This is a genomic window from Pseudomonas sp. SK2 (assembly GCF_016772395.1).
GTDB classification, from domain to species: domain Bacteria; phylum Pseudomonadota; class Gammaproteobacteria; order Pseudomonadales; family Pseudomonadaceae; genus Aquipseudomonas; species Aquipseudomonas taiwanensis.
The window spans coordinates 5,299,852-5,316,598 of sequence record NZ_CP061944.1; the positions used below are offsets into that span (position 1 = coordinate 5,299,852).

Consider the following 16,747-nt stretch of genomic DNA (forward strand, 5'->3'; position numbering starts at 1 on the left):
AGGTGAACCCGCTCCCACAGGGTAAGGCGCTGAACCTTGGTTTAGCGGGTTGCCTCTAGCCCCGCCAGCAACAACCGCTGATACAACTCTTCCTTCAGCCCCTGCGGTTGATCCAGCTGCATCCGCGCCAGGTGCGCCTCATACCCCTCCGGCCCCGGTGCCTCCAGTGCCGCCTTGCCCAGCTCCAGCACCTCTCTGAGCTTGAACTTGCTCTTCAACCAGTTGAGCGCGCGCAGCAAATCCTGCTCTTGTGCCGTGAAATCCGTGCCCAGCGGATACTCTGGGAACAACCGTGCGTGCCGTGCCCGCACCGCCTCAAGCCGCTCGGGCGTGTTGTCGGTGAAGCGCGGATCCAGCTGAAAGTCCCTGGCCAATTTACCGGCACGCTTGGCTTGCTCCATCAACGTGTCCTGGAACCGCGAGTCACTCACCGCCAGCAACCGCGCAATCACTTCGCTGTCGGTCTGCCCGCGCAAGTCGGCGATGCCGTACTCGGTCACCACGATATCGCGTAGGTGTCGGGGGATGGTGCAGTGGCCATAGGTCCAGAACAGGTTCGAGCTGACCTCACCACCCGCCTCGCGCCAGCTGCGCAGCAGCAAGACCGAACGCCCACCCGCCAGGGCATGGCCCTGGGCGACGAAGTTGTACTGCCCACCGACACCGCTGAGTACACGGCCGTCTTCCAACTGGTCAGCCACCCCGGCGCCAAGCAAGGTCATGCCGAACACCGTATTGACGAAACGGGCATCGCGGCGCTGTCGACGCTTCAGGGCTTCCTGCCCGTACAGCTCGTTGATGAAGCTGATACGGGTCATGGCGTAACGCGCCCGCTGCTCCAGCGGCAGCTCTCGCAAGCGCCGGTAGAAGGACTGCGGCCCCAGGAAAAACCCGCCATGCACGAGCACGCCCTGACCATTGATCGGGCGCCGAACTACCCCGGCTTCGGCCAGCGCCAGCAGGCCGTTGACGAACATTTCGCTGCAGCCATACAGCCCTTGGGCAAGCGCTTCCAAGCCCCCTTCCCGCTCGATCAGCGTCTGCCAGGGGCGAATGTCCAACTCGTCGAGCAAGGCGCGATAGCCCGCGTTGTCGCCCTGGCGCGCCAGCAAGGCAGCCGCCAGCGCATCGCCCATGGCACCGATGCCGATCTGTAGGGTGCCGCCATCACGCACCAGTGCGCTGGCGAACAGGCCAATGCAGTGGTCCTGGGTGGTGACCGGCATGTTCGGGGTCGAAAACAGCCGGCGTTGCTCCGCTACGTCGATCAGCAGGTCGAAGTGGTCGATACCCAGCTCTGCGTCGCCTGGCATGTAAGGCAGCTCGGCATGGACCTGACCAAGCATGAGGATGGTCTCACCAGCCTTGCGGCGCTTGGCAATCATCGGCAGCAGGTCAAGGGTGATGTCGGGGTTGCAGGCCAGGCTCAGGTGCACGGGCCTTTCCGGTGTGGCGGCGACCAACTGCGCGATCAGGTTCAGCCCCTTGGCATTGATGTCACGGGCAGCGTGGCTGTAATTGCTGCTGACATAGTCCTGCTGGGCAGCCTCGCTATGCAGCAGGCTGCCGGGCTGCATGAAGAACTGCTCGACACGGATGTTCGGCGGCAAGCTGTCGTTGCGCAGGTCGGCAAGGTAAGTGAGTTCTTCGTAGTCAGCGAACACACGCTCGACGAAGGGTTCGAGAAAGCGCCGTTGCAAACCGTCGCCCAGCGGGGGGCGGCCTAGTGTAAGCGCCGTGTAGATAGTCAGTTGCCGTTCGGGTAGGTCACGCACCCGGGCATAGAGAGCGTTGACGAAAGCATTGGGCTTGCCCAGGCCCAAGGGCAGGCCCATGTGAATATGAGCTGGCAGGCGCGACAGCACTTGCTCGACAGCCTGGTCGATGGAGCAGAGGTGCATCGAGATCTCCTCATTCATCCATGGGGGTCAGAGGTTGGACACGAATTCGCGCGGCTTGGTTGCCTCAGGAGGTGTCTTCGTGGTCAATCTCCCACACAGACTTTGCACCTCCTATATTCGCAGAGGCCTGAATAGTGCTCGACTCACCAGAAACACCTACGTACCGGCTATCAATGCTGGCGCTGTTAGTATGTGACAGTGGTTTTATCACTGATTAAAATTGGAAACGCTACTTCCCTGCGCACAGCGACCTTCCCATAAGCATTCTCCCTGATTACCATTACGTTTCGATTAGCGCTGAAATAGTCCTTCCCTTTTTTCCATTCCCCGAAATTTTCTGCGTACACGCCGAATACGATTCCGTCTCCATCCGAACCTGCGTACTTATTGGCCACATCGAGATTAGTGAAAAAGTAGAAGCCGCTGCCGTAAGTTCCACCCTTTGAGTAACCAGGATCAAGGCCTGATTCCAACGACCGCGCATGTTTTGCTTGACTCCCATGAAAGCCGATCAACTCATAGCCCTGCGGCACACGCCCTGAACTACCCACCAGGCTGATGTTGATGACAGAATTAATATTCTTGTAGTCTTTGTTAATAACCATTCTCTCGATGATAGGCGACACATATAACTTACCAGGGAGCTCTTTTTTAGGAAAAACCCCTTCTAAACATTCGTGCGAAGGGCTTAAATAAACAGCAATTCCCGCTCGGGTCCTCGCGGTTCACCGGATCACCTAGACAGTATGAATATGAATTTAACCCACCCGCCGCGAAGGGGCTCATGCTGTCCGAGCTGATGAAACGCAACAATGATGGATTGAATGATCGACGCCCATTGCCCAATGGATAACACCCTGTAACAGGATCGAGTCGGCCACCATTGAAACCGAGCATGGTGCGTAGGAGCGAATGATAGCCATAGGGCGAATAGCCCCGATGCAGAGGGGCACTGCCGGAGGGTTGCCTTTGCAGCTTCACCCGGCTGACTGCATTCTGCTTCCGACCGTTATTGTCCGCTATTCTCAAGTCTATTGGCTCCCATCCAACACCATTACCAGAAGCTTGAGTGTTATTCGTAGACCCGAAAAATAAAACTGGTAAAAATGCTAGTTAATCATCAGCATGGTTCAAACACCGGGGCTTTCTGGATTGTCCATGGTTTCAGAGATTGGGTGGGGTTAGTTGCCTGTGCCGGCCCTTTCGCGGCTAAAGCCGCTCCCACATGGGCAGCATAGGACTCGAAGGCTTTAGCCACGAAAGCGGCCGACACACGCAGCACAAAAACAAAGCCCGCCATCGATGGCGGGCCTCGTGCAATTCAGGTTTGGATCAAAGCCCCGACATCTTCTTGATCGCGCCTTTGAGATCCTCGTCCGAACAGTCGGCACAGGTACCTTTCGGTGGCATGGCGTTTATGCCGGTAATGGCTTTGGCCAGGATGCCATCCAGGCCGCCCTGGTGGTCGGCGCGCTCTTTCCACGCGGCGGTATCGCCAATCTTCGGCGCACCGAGCAAGCCGCTGCCATGGCAGGCGTTGCAGTGCTTGGCGATGATCTCGTCCGGCGTCTTGGCCCCGCCACCGCCCGCTGCGGCAGCCACTTCCATGCCTTTGCACTCCTGACCCTGAATGCACACCTGCCCTACAGGCTCCAGGCGCTTGGCAATGTCGTCGTTGGTTGCAGCAGTTGCATTGATTGCCCAGAGGGCGAGTACGGCGGCTGGTAAGGCCAGCATCTTCTTGATTTGGTTCACGCGAACACCCTCATGGTGGCTAATCATGCCCGCACCACGAAATTGCGAGCGTTGAAAAGTATAGCGGGAACCCGGAACCCGTGAAACGACCCCACAGGTGAAAGGGGTATTAGCGAAACAATACGCTGCGCTGGATCAAAAGTTCGAAGGCGTCGCCGCACTGATCAGCCGTGCTGGCTCTGCGAAGGGGTTGCGGAATCGATGCGGCCGGGTGCTTTCGAAGTAGTAGCTGTCGCCTGCTTCGAGGATGAAGGTCTCATTCCCGACCACCAGCTCCAGGCGCCCTTCCAGCAGGATGCCGGTCTCTTCGCCATCGTGGGTGAGCATTTCTTCTCCGGTGTCGGCACCCGGCGGGTAGACCTCGTTGAGGAAAGCGATGGCGCGGTTGGGGTGCGACTTGCCCACCAGCTTCATGGTTACCGCACCGTCCGAGATGTCGATCAGCTCGTGAGCTTTGTAGACGATCTGGGAAGGGCTTTCGGGTTCCAGCTCGACGGAGAAGAACTCGACCATGGACATGGGAATGCCACTGAGCACCTTGCGCAGCGAGCTGATCGAAGGGCTCACGCTGTTCTTCTCGATCATCGAGATGGTGCTGTTGGTCACACCCGCACGCTTGGCGAGTTCACGCTGGGACAGGCCCTTGAGCTTGCGGATGGCTTGCAGTCGTTCGCCGACGTCCAAAGCTGGAGCCTCCTGAAACGGTAGAAATGGGGGGTGATGTGAACGATATCATGGCAATGCCGTTCAGTATTTACAACACACCCCCTCCATCCTGTCCGCTTCGGCGCCTTATTCGCCGTAATAGTCCAGCGGTACACGCTTGAGATTGCAGAAGATCTGGTACGGAATGGTGCCAGCGCGCATGGCCACGTCGCTGGCCAGTACCTGTTTGCCCCACAACTCGACCGGGCTGCCGATGGTGGCTTCAGGCACGTCGGTGAGGTCGACGCAGAGCATGTCCATCGAAACCCTGCCAATCAGTTGGGTGAGCTTGCCAGCGACCATCACCGGCGTGCCAGTGGGTGCCTGGCGAGGGTAGCCGTCGGCATAGCCCATGGCGACCACACCCACACGGGTCGGCCGAGAGCTGATGAACTTGGCGCCGTAACCCACCGGTTCGCCAGCCGGCAGCTCCCGCACACTGATGATGCGCGATTGCAGGGTCATCACCGGCTGCAGGCGCGCAGCCTGGGCCTGATCCACTTCGAAGGGCGTGGCGCCGTACAGCATGATGCCAGGTCGCACCCAGTCGCTTGGCGCCTGAGGCCAGGCCAGCACACCGGGCGAATTGCGTAGGCTGCACTCGGCAGCCAGGCCTTGGCGGGCAGCCTCGAACACGGCGATTTGTTGGGCGGTGGCATCGGCATCCAACTCGTCCGCACGGGCGAAGTGGCTCATCAACACGATGCGCGAAACCTTGCCGCTGGCCAGCAGCCGCTGGTAGGCCTCGTGGTAATCCTTGGGGTGCAGGCCCGCCCGGTGCATGCCGCTGTCGAGTTTCAGCCAGGTGGTCAGGGGCTTGTGCACCTGAGTCCTTTCGATCGCCTCCAGTTGCCACAGCGAGTGCACGACACACCACAGGTCATGCTCGGCGATCAGCGCCAACTCGCTGGCTTCGAAAAAGCCTTCGAGCAACAACACGGGTGCCTTGATACCCGCTGCACGCAGCTCCAGCGCCTCCTCGATGCAGGCCACGGCAAAGCCATCGGCTTCCGGCTCCAGCGCCAGGGCGCAGCGCACGGCACCGTGACCATAGGCGTCGGCCTTGATCACGGCGAGGGCCTTGGCACCGGACAGTTCACGGGCCAGGCGGTAATTGTGGCGGAGGGCTTGCAGGTCGATCAGGGCGCGGGCGGGTCGCATGGCGGCTGCCTTATGGTGTTCGGGTTGTCATCGGTGTTGGATTGATCGCCGGCAGGCCGGTTCTCCTCAGGACCAGAACTTCAGGCTGATCCTGCAGGAGCCGGCTTGCCGCCGATGAGGCCGGGTCAGTCGACCTTACTGCTGATGGGCTGGCGCGGTCTGACCCTGCTTGGCAACCTCACGGCGGTTGCCATAACGAGAGATATCCAGGCCTTCGGCGCTGATCTGCGGCTTCTTGCGCGCGATCAGGTCAGCCAGCAGGCGACCGGAGCCGCACGCCATCGTCCAGCCCAGTGTGCCGTGACCGGTATTGAGGAACAGGTTACGGAACGAGGTCGCACCCACGATCGGCGTACCGTCCGGGGTAGCCGGGCGCAGGCCGGTCCAGAAACTGGCCTGGCTCAGGTCGCCGCCGCGAGGATAAAGGTCGTTGACGATCATCTCCAGTGTTTCGCGACGACGCGGGTTCAGCGACAGGTCAAAACCAGCGATTTCAGCCATGCCGCCGACACGAATACGGTTGTCGAAGCGAGTGATGGCGACCTTGTAGGTCTCATCGAGGATGGTCGAAGTCGGCGCCATGTCAGCGTTGGTGATCGGCACGGTCAGCGAGTAACCCTTCAGCGGGTACACCGGGGCCTTGATACCCAGCGGCTTGAGCATCTGCGGCGAGTAGCTGCCCAGGGCCAGCACATAGCGATCGGCGGTTTCCAGCTTGCCGTCGATCCACACGCCATTGATGCGATCACCCGCGAAGTCCAGGCGCTGGATGTCCTGGCCGAAGCGGAACTCCACGCCCAGCTTCACGGCCATCTCGGCCAGCTTGGTGGTGAACAGCTGGCAGTCGCCGGTCTGGTCGTTGGGCAGACGCAGGGCGCCAGCGAGAATGTCTTTCACGCCCGCCAGGGCCGGTTCGACGCGGGCGATGCCGTCGCGGTCGAGCAGCTCGTAAGGCACGCCGGACTGTTCGAGCACGGCGATATCCTTGGCCGCGGCATCCACCTGGGCCTGGGTACGGAACAGCTGGGTAGTTCCCAGGCTGCGGTTTTCGTAGGCGATGCCGGTTTCAGCGCGCAACTCGTCGAGGCAGTCGCGGCTGTACTCGGACAGCCGCACCATGCGCTCTTTGTTGACCGCGTAACGGCTGGCGGTGCAGTTGCGCAGCATCTGCGCCATCCACAGGTATTGGTCGACATCGCCGGTCAGCTTGATGGCGAGGGGCGCGTGGCGCTCAAGCAGCCACTTGATGGCCTTCAGCGGTACGCCAGGGGCAGCCCAGGGCGAGGCATAACCAGGCGAGATCTGACCTGCGTTGGCAAAACTGGTTTCCATGGCCACCGCGGGTTGGCGGTCGACCACCGTCACTTCGAAACCTTGACGGGCCAGGTAGTAGGCGCTGGCGGTTCCGATCACACCGCTACCAAGTACCAGAACTCGCATCGTTTATTCCTCGCACGCGGCGCACCGCTGTCTTTTGTTGAAATGGCATGGATGCGCGCAGTATAAAAAGGTAGGCCCAGTGCAATTCACTATATAAAAGCCTATTATTGGCGAGAATTCTCGGCAAAATCGCCTTTCACGGAGGGGCATCCCCTATGAGAACCCAGCACCAGAGTAAGCGTGAGCTGGACAAGATCGACCGCAACATCCTGCGCATCCTGCAGAATGACGGGCGTATTTCCTTCACCGAACTGGGCGAGAAAGTTGGGCTTTCCACCACCCCTTGCACCGAGCGGGTTCGCCGCCTGGAGCGCGAGGGCATCATCATGGGCTACAACGCCCGCCTGAACCCGCAGCACCTCAAGGGCAGCCTGCTGGTATTCGTGGAAATCAGCCTGGACTACAAATCGGGCGACACCTTCGAGGAGTTCCGCCGCGCGGTGTTGAAGCTGCCCCATGTGTTGGAATGCCACCTGGTGTCGGGTGACTTCGACTACCTGGTGAAAGCGCGTATTTCGGAGATGGCGTCGTACCGCAAGCTGCTTGGCGACATCCTGCTGAAGCTGCCGCATGTGCGCGAATCGAAGAGCTACATCGTGATGGAGGAGGTAAAGGAGAGCCTCTGCCTGCCGATTCCGGACTGAGGCTAGACCAGCACCTGGCGGGTGGTGGCAATGAACTGATGGACCAGTTGCTCGGCGGCAGGGTCGATCATCGGTTCAGGGCCACGGCCACGCGGGCAGGCCATGCGCGGGGTGGTGCCGAACAGGCGGCAGATCATGGGCCGTTCTTCATACACCGTGCAGCCGTTGGGGCCGAGGTGCACACAGTCCAGGCGCTCCAGAGCGGCGTCCTGTTCGGCCTGGGACTTGCGCGGGAGGCGGGCCATTTCTTCTGCCGAGGTGGTGACCGGGCCGCAGCAGTCGTGGCAGCCGGGTTCGCACTCGAATGAGGGGATGAGTTCGCGCAGGAAGTGGATTTTGTGGCGGTTGCAGGACATGGCGAAGATGGCTGTTTTATCCGGATAACGCTTGTGCTCGGTAAAGGTAGCGGACCTAGTAGTTCTGACAGTTGTGGGTAAGCCTACTTGCTACACACACTGACGAGACAGCGACCCAGTCCAGCTAATCGAGCCTAGCGAATGAAGAACCATATTCTACTCTTCTACAGCCGAAAGAAGCTTGTTGTGCTGAAAGGCACCCAGGATACGCTTCGCATCGTTCAGGCACTGGACCTCCCTCTCGCCGAAAGGAAAACCGCGGGTGTTGCCTTGGTCGCTCTAGATCAAAGACGAACGCCCGTAATGATCGGATCGAGTAAAACTCACCACTCTTTTGCATTTACTCCTTTTGGCCATATGCCCACTGCAATCTCAGTGAGCATTGGATTCGTCGGGGAGCGGTTGGATCTTGCCAGTGGTTGCTACCTACTCGGGGCGGGTCATCGCAGCTACAGTCCTGAATTGATGCGCTTCCATAGCCCCGACTCACAAAGCCCGTTCCTCAGAGGCGGGATCAATACTCATGCTTACTGCTCGAACGATCCGGTCAACTACTCGGACCCGTCGGGGCGAGTCAGGTTGCGTGACCTCCGGAAAGCTCCGCAAAGCCTTATTCATTCAATCTTCCGAAACAACCGTAACCAGCCTCCGGCACAGCCTACGCTGCCTCACTATTCACCAGCCGCCCCCGGAGCAGTAGTCACAGGTAAAAGCCCGGCCCCACCAACGTACTTTGGTTGGGGCGAGCCACCGCCGCCGTACGACTCAAATGCGCCGCTGAAATCCAACGGTAATCAGACAAGGCCGTATCACGTAACCCCAATGAATGGGGAGCAAGTTCTGGAAATGCACAATGGCAATATAAGGGTGGTCAACTCACTTATTGAGCTTACCCGGGCAAACGCTCAAGCCGGGAACAGAGCACTCCCGGCGGCTGTGTCCTTGAAGGCAACCAACACTCTGTTACGGATGAGTAAAAACAAGCTGCCCACACAAACCGACAACGGGATTCTTGCTGCGGTAGCTACAGCTCACCAGCTTTACGACATCCGTGGCGCCGGTACCATGGATGCGCCCGACCCAGCGCAATCTCTACCGTTGACGGTTGGGATAACAAGACAGACCTGAATAGCCGCTTGGTTGCCCCCTCTTGGTCCCGAGCTTATCCTCCATGCTTTGTCGATAACCTCGGGACCTGCACAATGATTCACAGCGCGCAGCACGCCGCCTCCTACTACGCCGCCAGCAGCGCGCCACACCCTGACTACGCCTTCCTGCAAGGCGCACACAGCGCCGATGTGTGCATCGTCGGCGGGGGCTACTCGGGCCTGAACACTGCCATCGAACTGGCCGAACGCGGCTTCTCGGTCATCCTGCTGGAAGCACGCAAACTGGGCTGGGGCGCCAGTGGGCGCAATGGCGGGCAGTTGATCCGTGGCGTTGGTCATGGCCTTGAACAGTTCCTGCCGGTAATTGGCGAGGACGGCGTGCGCAGCATGAAGCTGATGGGCCTGGAGGCCGTGCAGATCGTGCGCGAGCGGGTGGAAAAGCATGCCATCGCCTGTGACCTGACCTGGGGTTACTGCGACCTGGCCAACAAACCCGTCGAATTGCTGGGCTTTGCCGAGGACGCCGAAGAACTGCGCAGCCTGGGCTACGCGCATGAACTGCGTCTGGTCGGCAAAGATGATATCCACAGTGTGGTCGGCGCCGACTGCTATGTGGGTGGGTTGGTCGACATGGGCTCGGGGCACCTGCACCCGCTCAACCTGGCCCTGGGCGAAGCCGCCGTGGCAGCCCGCCTAGGCGTGAAGCTGTTCGAGCAGTCCGAGGTCACCCGTATCGACTATGGTCCCGAGGTTCAGGTGCATACTGCCCAAGGCCGGGTGCGCGCCAAGACCCTGGTACTGTGCTGCAACGCCTATCACAACAACCTCAACCGCGAACTGGGCGGCAAGGTGCTGCCAGCCGGCAGCTACATCATCGCCACCGAGCCGCTGGGTGAGGAACGCGCGCGCAGGTTGCTGCCGCAAAACATGGCGGTGTGCGACCAGCGTGTGGCGCTGGACTACTATCGCCTGTCTGCCGACAACCGCCTACTGTTCGGTGGGGCCTGCCATTACTCGGGCCGCGACCCGAAGGACATTGCCGCCTACATGCAGCCGAAGATGCTCAAGGTGTTCCCTGAGTTGGCCGACGTGCGCATCGATTACCAGTGGGGTGGCATGATCGGCATCGGCGCCAACCGCCTGCCACAGGTTGGCCGCTTGGTCAGCCAGCCGAACGTGTATTACGCCCAAGCCTATTCAGGCCATGGGCTCAACGCCACCCACCTGGCCGCGCGCCTGCTGGGCGAAGCCATCAGCGGCCAGCAGAGCGGGCGTTTCGACCTGTTCGCCAAGGTGCCACACATCACCTTCCCCGGCGGCAAGCACCTGCGCTCGCCGCTGCTGGCATTGGGGATGCTGTGGCACCGGCTTAAAGAACTGGTCTAAGGCCTCAATCTTTCCAGAAGGGCTTACGCCCTTCTGTCCGGGCCTGCTCCCAGCTCAGCCCGACATCGCGCAGCTCGTCATCCGTCAACTGCAGCAGCGCCCTGCGGGTGTGCCAGCGATGCAGCATCAGCCCCCAACGCCCCAAACCCTCCGGCGCGTTGAATACCTTGGCCTGCTGCCCGACTTCCAGCTCCTTGGCCAACAGTTGCAAGCGCATATCGCTCATGCCACCCATCGCTGCATTCTCCCGTTCAGTTGATACCGTGGAGAAAGCATGCACGTCGGCAGCACCGGCAATACAGATCCAATACAGCCTTATTATTCCCATACAGAATTGGCTGAAGATCGACTGAATGCTGTATTTTCAACCCAACTGTACCGGTCGCTATGCCAATGCAGCGCAGGAGTATGCCGTGACCCTCTACCTGAACCTCGCCGAACTGCTCGGCGCCCGCATCGAGCAGGGCCTGTATCGCCCTGGTCAGCGGCTGCCATCGGTGCGAGCCCTCAGCGAGGAACATGGCGTCAGCCTCAGCACCGTACAGCAGGCTTATCGCATGCTCGAGGACAGCGGCCTGGTCTCGCCACGCCCAAAGTCCGGGTACTTCGTCAGCGAAGGACGCCACCTCCCCGCCCTGCCCGCCGTCAGCCGGCCGGCGCAGCGCCCTGTGGATATCTCCCAGTGGGAACAGGTGCTGGAGCTGGTGCGCAGCACGCCCCGCAAGGATGTGATCCAGCTCGGCCGCGGCATGCCCGACATCGACAGCCCCACCCTCAAGCCGCTGTTGCGCAGCCTCGCCCAGTTGAGCCGGCGCCAGGACATGCCCGGCCTTTACTACGACAACATCCACGGCAACCTGGCCCTGCGCGAGCAGATCGCCCGGTTGATGCTCGATTCCGGCTGCCGCCTGGGGCCGGCTGACCTGGTGGTGACGACCGGCTGCCATGAAGCGCTGTCCTGCAGCATCCGCGCGGTGTGCGACCCGGGGGACATCGTCGCGGTTGACTCGCCGAGCTTCCACGGCGCCATGCAAACCCTCAAAGGTTTGGGCATGAAAGCCCTGGAGATCCCCACTGACCCCGTCACCGGAATCAGTCTGGAAGCGCTGGAACTGGCCTTGGAACAATGGCCGATCAAGCTCATCCAGATCACCCCGAACTGCAACAACCCGCTCGGCTACATAATGCCCGAGGCCCGCAAGAAGGCGCTGCTGAGCCTGGCCCAGCGCTATGACGTGGCGATTCTCGAAGACGATGTGTATGGCGACCTGGCATATACCTACCCTCGCCCGCGCACCCTCAAGTCGTTCGACGACGACGGCCGCGTGCTGCTGTGCAGCTCCTTCTCCAAGACCCTGGCCCCGGGCTTGCGCATAGGCTGGGTCGCGCCGGGGCGTTATCTGGAGCGGGTGCTGCACATGAAGTACATCAGCACCGGCAGCACGGCCACCCAACCGCAACTGGCCATCGCCGACTTCATCGCCGCCGGGCACTACCAACCCCATGTGCGCCGCATGCGCAGCCAGTATCAGCGCGGTCGCGACCTGATGAGCGACTGGGTCACCCAGTACTTCCCGAGCGGGACGCGTGTCAGCCGGCCACAAGGGGGCTTCATGCTGTGGGTCGAATTGCCTGAAGATTTCGACACGCTGCGGCTGAACCGAGCTTTACTGGAGCAGGGAGTGCAAATCGCGGTAGGCGGCATCTTCTCGGCCTCGGGCAAGTTTCGTCACTGCCTGCGCATGAACTTCGCCTCGCGCCCCACACCACAGATCGAGGATGCCGTGCGCAAGGTCGGTGAAACCGCCCTTCGTCTACTGGATCAGGACATCACCTGAGCGTAACTTTGCGCCGCCCTCCACAGTCCAACCTTCAGGCCCTTGCTGCACAGGACGATCCACCCTTGAGATTCACGCCTGCCCTGCCTCTGTTGCTAGCGCTGCTGCTCGGCCTCGCGGGCTGCGCCAGCGTCGGTACGACCCGCGAAGTCAGCCAGGCGCTGCCAGCGAACGAGTCGGCCTTCGGCCGCTCCGTACTTCGCCAGGCCGCACCCTATGACGGCCGCTCCGGATTCCGGCTGCTGCCTAACAGCAACGAGGCCTTCCGCGCCCGGGCCGAGCTGATCCGTAACGCACAGGCCAGCATCGACCTGCAGTACTACATCGTCCATGACGGCTTGAGCACGCGGGCGCTGGTCCACGAACTGCTGCGCGCGGCCGACCGTGGCGTTCGGGTGCGCATTCTCCTCGATGACACCACCAGCGATGGCCTCGACACCATCATGGGCACCCTCGACGCCCACCCCAACATCCAGATTCGCGTGTTCAACCCGCTGCACCTCGGCCGCAGCACAGGCGTGACACGCGCCGCAGGACGTCTGTTCAACCTCTCCCGACAACACCGGCGCATGCACAACAAATTGTTCGTGGTGGACAACGCCATGGCCATCGTCGGCGGACGTAACCTGGGTGACGAGTATTTCGATGCCGAGCCCAACCTCAACTTCACCGACATCGACCTGTTGGGAGTCGGCCCCGTGGCCGAGCAGCTCAGTCATGGTTTCGACCAGTACTGGAACAGCGCGCTGAGCCGTCCCATTGGAGACTTCCTATGGCGCCAGCCAGATGCCAGCGACCTGCATGCCAGCCGTCGACGCCTTGAGGTGTCCTTGGCCGAGGCGCGGGTCAGGCACAAGGCCCTGTACGACAGGTTGATGGCCTACCAGACGCAGCCGCGCCTGGATATCTGGCGCAACGAACTGATCTGGGCACATAGCCAGGCCTTGTGGGATGCGCCGAGCAAAGTCCTGGCCGACGACGAGCCAGACCCGCACCTGCTGCTTAGCCAGCAACTGGCGCCGGACCTGGACAACGTGCATCACGAGCTGATTCTGGTTTCGGCCTACTTCGTGCCGGGCAAGTCAGGCCTGCTGTACCTGACCGGCGCTGCCGATGCGGGCGTTTCGATCAAGCTGTTGACCAACTCCCTGGAAGCCACCGACGTGCCGGCTGTGCATGGCGGGTATGCGCCCTACCGCCGCGCCCTGCTGGAGCACGGCGTGCAGTTGTACGAACTGCGCCGCCAACCTGGTGACACCAACGCCAGATACCGTTTGAGCTTCCATGGCAGTTCGGATTCGAGCCTTCACAGCAAGGCAATCGTCTTCGACCGGCGCAAGACCTTCATCGGCTCGTTCAACTTCGACCCGCGATCATTGCTGTGGAACACCGAGGTTGGAGTGCTGGTCGATAGCCCGGAACTGGCTGAATACACCCGTTTTCTGGCGGTACAAGGCATGGCACCCGCACTGAGTTACCAGCCCAGGCTGGTGGACGACAAGCTGGTCTGGGTAACCGAGGAAAATGGCAAGCGCCGCATGCTGACCTCCGAGCCTGGCGGCCTGTGGCGGCGTTTCAATGCCTGGATCAGCAAGGCGGTGGGGCTGGAGAAGATGCTCTAGCCCCATGCCTCAGGCGGAGGCTGGCTCGAACGCCCCGCGCCGCCGGGTCAACAGCACCAGAACAGCCGCCCCTGCCGCCATCAGCAACAGCAACGCGTGCCCGCTGATCCACTGGCTGCCTGCTCCGGCCAACAATGGCCCGAGCAGGCAGCCGATACCCCAGAGCTGCGCCACATGGGCATTGGCCCGCACCAGCTCATCGTCGCGATAACGCTCGCCAATCAGCACCAGCGACAAGGTGAACAGCCCCCCGGCGCTAGCCCCGAACAGCACCCATAACGGCCAGATCACAGGTGTGTGCAACAGCAATGGGATCGCCAGGCTTGAGACCAGCAAGGTTACCGCACAGCCCGTGAACAGAGCCCGTCGCGACATATGGTCGGCGAGCGCACCGATCGGCAACTGCAGCACAGCATCGCCCACCACCACGGTACTGACCATGAACAAGGCGATTTCGGTACTGAAGCCTTGCTGCAGGCAATACACCGGCAGCAAGGTGAGGATCATCGCCTCGAAGGACGCGAACAGGGCAATCGCCCAGGCAATCACTGGTAAACGCCGGCAGAACGCGAGCAGGTCGCCGAAGGTCACGCTGCAGGCTTCGGTGCTCGGCGCACCGCCACGGCCTAGCAGGACCAGCGGCGCGGCTAGCAGCAGGCCAGTCGCCGCCCAGAAGCCGAAGTCATCATCCGAGCCGAGAAAGCCCAGTACCAACGGCCCGGCCAGCTGGCTCAGCGCGTAGCTGCTGCCGTACAGCGCCACCAGCCGTCCCCGCCATTGCTCGACCACCAGTTGGTTGATCCAGCTCTCGCCCAGGATGAACACCACAGTCAGCGACATACCGATCATCAGCCGCAGCAGCAACCACAACGGGTAGCTGGGCAGCAATGCAAGCAGGCCGATCGACAGCGCCCCGCCCCACAGGCAAAGGCGCATGGCCGAGGGCACGCCGACCCACCCGGCCAGACGGCTGGCCACACTGGCACCTGCCAGTACACCCAGCGCCGGCATCGCCGCCATGACGCCGATGGCGAAGCTGCCGTAGCCCCAGGCTTCCAGGCGCAGGGACACCAGCGGCATGCTCACGCCGAGCGCCAGCCCGACACTGAGCACCGATGCCAGTACGGCGAAATAGGTTCCCCAACGCATTGCAGCCTCCCAGGCAGTCTTCATGAATTGCAAAGACGACAAAGCCGGGGCGGTGTGAACCGTCCCGGCTGTGGTTCGTCGCCACGACAAGCTGGCGATTGGGCCGCTAAGCGGCCCCCTGGACTTACAACTTGATCCAGGTCGCCTTCAGCTCGGTGTACTTCTCCAGCGCATGCAGCGACTTGTCACGGCCGTTGCCCGACTGCTTGAAGCCACCGAACGGCGCGGTCATGTCGCCGCCGTCGTACTGGTTGACCCAGACACTGCCCGCGCGCACGGCACGAGCGGTCTTGTGGGCCTTGGAGATGTCCGAGGTCCAGATGCCCGCAGCCAGGCCGTACGGGGTGTCGTTGGCGATGGCGATGGCTTCCTCGGCGGTGTCGAAGGCGATCACCGACAGCACTGGGCCGAAGATCTCTTCCTGGGCGATCTTCATGGCGTTGGTCACGCCGTCGAAGATGGTCGGCTCGACGTAGGTACCGCCGGTCTCTTCCAGGGTGCGCTTGCCGCCGGCCAGCAGTTTGGCGCCGTCCTTGTGGCCGGCGTCGATGTACGACAGCACGGTGTTCATCTGCTGGGTATCGACCAGAGCGCCGACAGTCGTGGCAGGGTCCAGAGGGTTGCCTGGCTTCCAGCCCTTGAGGGCTTCGACCACCATGGGCAGGAACTTGTCCTTGATCGAGCGCTCGACCAGCAGGCGAGAACCGGCGGTGCAGACCTCGCCCTGGTTGAAGGCGATGGCGCTGGCAGCAGCCTCGGCGGCGGCTTTCAGGTCCGGAGCGTCGGCGAAGACGATGTTCGGGCTCTTGCCACCGGCTTCCAGCCAGATACGCTTCATGTTCGACTCGCCCGCATAGACCATCAACTGCTTGGCGATCTTGGTCGAACCGGTGAACACCAGGGTGTCGACGTCCATGTGCAGGGCCAGGGCCTTGCCCACGGTGTGGCCGTAGCCTGGCAGCACGTTCAGCACACCTGCCGGGATGCCAGCTTCAATGGCCAGCTGGGCGATACGGATGGCGGTCAGTGGCGACTTTTCGGACGGTTTGAGCACGACCGAGTTACCGGTGGCCAAGGCCGGGCCGAGCTTCCAGCATGCCATCAGCAGCGGGAAGTTCCACGGCACGATGGCACCGACCACACCAACAGGTTCGCGGGTGACCAGGCCGAGTTGGTCGTGCGGCGTCGGCGCGACTTCGTCGTACACTTTGTCGATGGCTTCGGCAGTCCAGTGGATGGCGTTGGCCGCGCCCGGAATGTCGATGGTGGAGGAGTCGCCGATTGGCTTACCCATGTCCAGGGTTTCGAGCAGTGCCAGCTCTTCGACGTTCTTTCGCAGCAAGTCGGCGAAGCGAATCAGTTTGGCCTTGCGCTTGGCCGGGGCCAGTTGCGACCAGACGCCGGAGTCGAAGGTAGCGCGGGCGTTATCCACGGCACGGTTGGCGTCAGCCAGGTCACAGCTGGCGACCTTGGCCAGGAAGCGTCCGTCGACCGGGCTCAGGCAGTCGAAGGTTTCACCGGATGCGGCGTCGGTGTATTCGCCGTTGATGAAGGCGCGTCCTTCGATCTTCAGTTGCTGGGCACGCTGTTCCCAGTCCGCACGAGTCAGGGTGGTCATACGAAACTCCTCCTCTTGTTAAGGTGCAACGCCGCACTGAGGACTCACTGGCGTTGTCAGAAA

16 protein-coding genes are annotated in these 16,747 nt (G+C 61.6%); 5 read left to right on the plus strand and 11 right to left on the minus strand.

Annotated elements, in window-relative coordinates; genetic code table 11:
- Positions 1 to 41 precede the first annotated feature (41 nt).
- The 7 genes from IF103_RS24035 to dadA form a co-directional block, all read right to left on the minus strand.
- A complete protein-coding gene (locus IF103_RS24035; RefSeq protein ID WP_202675754.1) occupies positions 42 to 1,901 on the minus strand; it encodes an acetyl-CoA hydrolase/transferase C-terminal domain-containing protein in 1,860 nt (619 codons plus the stop codon).
- A 185-nt stretch (positions 1,902 to 2,086) separates the two neighbouring features.
- A complete protein-coding gene (locus IF103_RS24040; RefSeq protein WP_202675755.1) occupies positions 2,087 to 2,527 on the minus strand; it encodes a hypothetical protein in 441 nt (146 codons plus the stop codon).
- A 25-nt stretch (positions 2,528 to 2,552) separates the two neighbouring features.
- Positions 2,553 to 2,798: an RHS repeat-associated core domain-containing protein gene (locus IF103_RS24045; protein WP_202676196.1), complete on the minus strand. Its 246-nt coding sequence runs from the start codon at positions 2,796 to 2,798 to the stop codon at positions 2,553 to 2,555.
- A 435-nt stretch (positions 2,799 to 3,233) separates the two neighbouring features.
- The gene (locus IF103_RS24050; protein WP_049818688.1) at positions 3,234 to 3,638 is read right to left on the minus strand and encodes a c-type cytochrome; all 405 of its coding nucleotides are present in this window, start codon (positions 3,636 to 3,638) and stop codon (positions 3,234 to 3,236) included.
- Positions 3,639 to 3,791: 153 nt separating this feature from the next.
- Positions 3,792 to 4,340, minus strand: coding sequence for a cupin domain-containing protein (locus IF103_RS24055; RefSeq protein ID WP_023383015.1), 549 nt, complete (start codon positions 4,338 to 4,340; stop codon positions 3,792 to 3,794).
- A gap of 108 nt (positions 4,341 to 4,448) precedes the next feature.
- Positions 4,449 to 5,522 carry an alanine racemase gene (gene alr / locus IF103_RS24060; RefSeq protein WP_023383016.1) on the minus strand — a complete coding sequence of 358 codons (1,074 nt, stop codon included), beginning with the start codon at positions 5,520 to 5,522 and terminating at the stop codon, positions 4,449 to 4,451.
- Between the two features lie 135 nt (positions 5,523 to 5,657).
- Positions 5,658 to 6,962: a D-amino acid dehydrogenase gene (dadA, locus tag IF103_RS24065; RefSeq protein ID WP_023383017.1), complete on the minus strand. Its 1,305-nt coding sequence runs from the start codon at positions 6,960 to 6,962 to the stop codon at positions 5,658 to 5,660.
- Positions 6,963 to 7,117: 155 nt separating this feature from the next.
- On the opposite strand from dadA, the gene dadR reads away from it, so the two are divergent.
- Positions 7,118 to 7,606, plus strand: a complete 489-nt coding sequence (gene dadR / locus IF103_RS24070; protein ID WP_003258963.1) for a transcriptional regulator DadR — start codon at positions 7,118 to 7,120, stop codon at positions 7,604 to 7,606.
- 2 nt (positions 7,607 to 7,608) lie between these two features.
- Here dadR and IF103_RS24075 read toward each other — a convergent pair whose 3' ends face one another.
- Complete coding sequence (locus tag IF103_RS24075) at positions 7,609 to 7,962, minus strand: YkgJ family cysteine cluster protein (RefSeq protein ID WP_003253518.1); 354 nt, start codon at positions 7,960 to 7,962, stop codon at positions 7,609 to 7,611.
- A gap of 141 nt (positions 7,963 to 8,103) precedes the next feature.
- Between IF103_RS24075 and IF103_RS24080 the strand changes: the two genes are divergently transcribed.
- Together IF103_RS24080 and IF103_RS24085 are read left to right on the plus strand one after the other, a co-directional pair.
- The gene (locus tag IF103_RS24080) at positions 8,104 to 9,090 is read left to right on the plus strand and encodes an RHS repeat-associated core domain-containing protein (RefSeq protein ID WP_084212886.1); all 987 of its coding nucleotides are present in this window, start codon (positions 8,104 to 8,106) and stop codon (positions 9,088 to 9,090) included.
- Between the two features lie 74 nt (positions 9,091 to 9,164).
- Entirely contained in the window at positions 9,165 to 10,457 is a 1,293-nt protein-coding gene (locus IF103_RS24085; RefSeq protein WP_104881065.1) for an NAD(P)/FAD-dependent oxidoreductase, read from the plus strand.
- Between the two features lie 4 nt (positions 10,458 to 10,461).
- On the opposite strand, the gene IF103_RS24090 is transcribed toward IF103_RS24085, so the two are convergent.
- Positions 10,462 to 10,692, minus strand: coding sequence for a DUF1127 domain-containing protein (locus tag IF103_RS24090; protein WP_023383020.1), 231 nt, complete (start codon positions 10,690 to 10,692; stop codon positions 10,462 to 10,464).
- 178 nt (positions 10,693 to 10,870) lie between these two features.
- Here IF103_RS24090 and IF103_RS24095 point away from each other — a divergent pair, with 178 nt between their 5' ends.
- Both IF103_RS24095 and IF103_RS24100 read left to right on the plus strand, forming a co-directional pair.
- The gene (locus IF103_RS24095) at positions 10,871 to 12,295 is read left to right on the plus strand and encodes an aminotransferase-like domain-containing protein (protein ID WP_202676197.1); all 1,425 of its coding nucleotides are present in this window, start codon (positions 10,871 to 10,873) and stop codon (positions 12,293 to 12,295) included.
- Positions 12,296 to 12,360: 65 nt separating this feature from the next.
- Positions 12,361 to 13,917 (plus strand): phospholipase D family protein, encoded by a 1,557-nt coding sequence (locus IF103_RS24100; protein ID WP_023383022.1) that lies wholly within the window; start codon positions 12,361 to 12,363, stop codon positions 13,915 to 13,917.
- Positions 13,918 to 13,926: 9 nt separating this feature from the next.
- On the opposite strand, the gene IF103_RS24105 is transcribed toward IF103_RS24100, so the two are convergent.
- Positions 13,927 to 15,066, minus strand: a complete 1,140-nt coding sequence (locus tag IF103_RS24105; RefSeq protein ID WP_023383023.1) for an MFS transporter — start codon at positions 15,064 to 15,066, stop codon at positions 13,927 to 13,929.
- Between the two features lie 124 nt (positions 15,067 to 15,190).
- Complete coding sequence (locus tag IF103_RS24110) at positions 15,191 to 16,684, minus strand: aldehyde dehydrogenase (protein WP_023383024.1); 1,494 nt, start codon at positions 16,682 to 16,684, stop codon at positions 15,191 to 15,193.
- Between the last annotated feature and the right edge of the window lie 63 nt (positions 16,685 to 16,747).